Below are 1379 nucleotides of genomic sequence, written 5' to 3' on the forward strand. Positions count from 1 at the left end.
GCCCAGCCGCCGGACGGTCGCCACCGCCTCGTCGCGCCGCTCGGCCGCCGGGACGAGCCCCAGGTGCCGGGACGGCGTGGCCGCGCCGGAGTGCCGGCGCAGCGCGCCCAGCACGGGCAGCCCCAGCTCGGCGACGGCGGCCCGGCACATCTCCTCGTGCGCGTCCGAGCCGAGCCGGTTGAGGATCACCCCGGCGACCCGCACCGAGCCGAACGAGCGGAACCCGTGCACCAGCGCGGCGACCGACCGGCCCGCGGCGGCCGACGCGTCGACCACCAGCACGACCGGCGCCTCCAGCAGCATGGCGACGTGCGCGGTGGACGCGAAGTCGCCGCCGCCCGCGGAACCGGGCGGGCCGATCCCCGCCGCCCCGTCGTACAGGCCCATGACGCCCTCGACGACGGACACGTCCGCGCCAGCAGCACCGTGCAGGAACAACGGGACGACCAGGTCCTCGGACGTGAGCCACGGATCCAGGTTCCGCCCGGGGCGTCCCGTGGCGAGGGCGTGGTAACCGGGGTCGATGTAGTCGGGGCCGACCTTGTGCGGGGAGACCTTCAGGCCGCGCTCGGCGAACGCGGCCATCAGGCCCGTCGCCACGGTCGTCTTGCCGCTGCCCGACGAGGGCGCGGCGATGACGAGCCGCGGCGCCGTCACCACTCGATGCCCTTCTGGCCCTTCTGCCCGCGGTCCATCGGGTGACGGACCTTGCCCATCTCGGTGACCAGGTCGGCGGCCTCCACCAGCCGCGGGTCGGCGTCCCGGCCGGTGATCACGACGTGCTGGTGGCCCGGCCGGTCGCGCAGCGCCGTCACGACGTCGTCCACGTCGATCCAGCCCCACTTGATCGGATAGGTGAACTCGTCCAGGACGTACAGCCGGTACGTCTCGGCGGCCAGGTCCCGCTTGATCTGCTCCCAGCCCTCGCGGGCGTCGGCCTCGTGGTCGTCCTCGGACCCGGGCCGCTGGATCCACGACCAGCCCTCGCCCATCTTCGTCCAGAACACCGGGCCGCCCTCGCCGGTCTCGGCGTGCACGCGTCCCAGCGCCAGCAGCGCGCTCTCCTCGCCGATGCGCCACTTGGCGGACTTGACGAACTGGAACACCCCGATCGGCCAGCCCTGGTTCCAGGCGCGCAGCGCCAGCCCGAACGCGGCGGTCGACTTCCCCTTGCCGGGCCCGGTGTGGACGATCAGCAGCGGCCGGTTGCGGCGCTCCCTCGTCGTCAGCCCGTCGCGCGGCACGTACTCCGGCTTGCCCTGCGGCATCTCAGTCCCCGTTCCGTGAGCCTACGACGCCGACGTGGAGGTCTGGCGGCCGGTCGCGCGGATCGAGCCCGACCACGTCCAGGCCGAGCTGACCCCCGAGCGGCTCGGCGA

2 protein-coding genes are annotated in these 1379 nt (G+C 74.3%); both read right to left on the minus strand.

Going from position 1 to position 1379, the window contains the following annotated elements; all coding sequences use genetic code 11:
* On the minus strand, positions 1-660 hold a 660-nt coding region (locus E1291_RS41350; protein WP_131743464.1), incomplete at its 3' end, for a cobyrinic acid a,c-diamide synthase CobB.
* Positions 654-1268 carry a cob(I)yrinic acid a,c-diamide adenosyltransferase gene (cobO, locus tag E1291_RS41355; RefSeq protein WP_131743465.1) on the minus strand — a complete coding sequence of 205 codons (615 nt, stop codon included), beginning with the start codon at positions 1266-1268 and terminating at the stop codon, positions 654-656. The genes E1291_RS41350 and cobO, both read right to left, overlap by 7 nt.
* Positions 1269-1379 lie beyond the last annotated feature (111 nt).

The sequence above is a fragment of the Actinomadura roseirufa genome (assembly GCF_900659635.1).
GTDB lineage: Bacteria > Actinomycetota > Actinomycetes > Streptosporangiales > Streptosporangiaceae > Spirillospora > Spirillospora roseirufa.

Bases quoted from the DNA above. Each gene is read 5' to 3' on its own strand.
- cobO (WP_131743465.1), bottom strand. From the start codon at position 1,268: ATGCCGCAGGGCAAGCCGGAGTACGTGCCGCGCGACGGGCTGACGACG.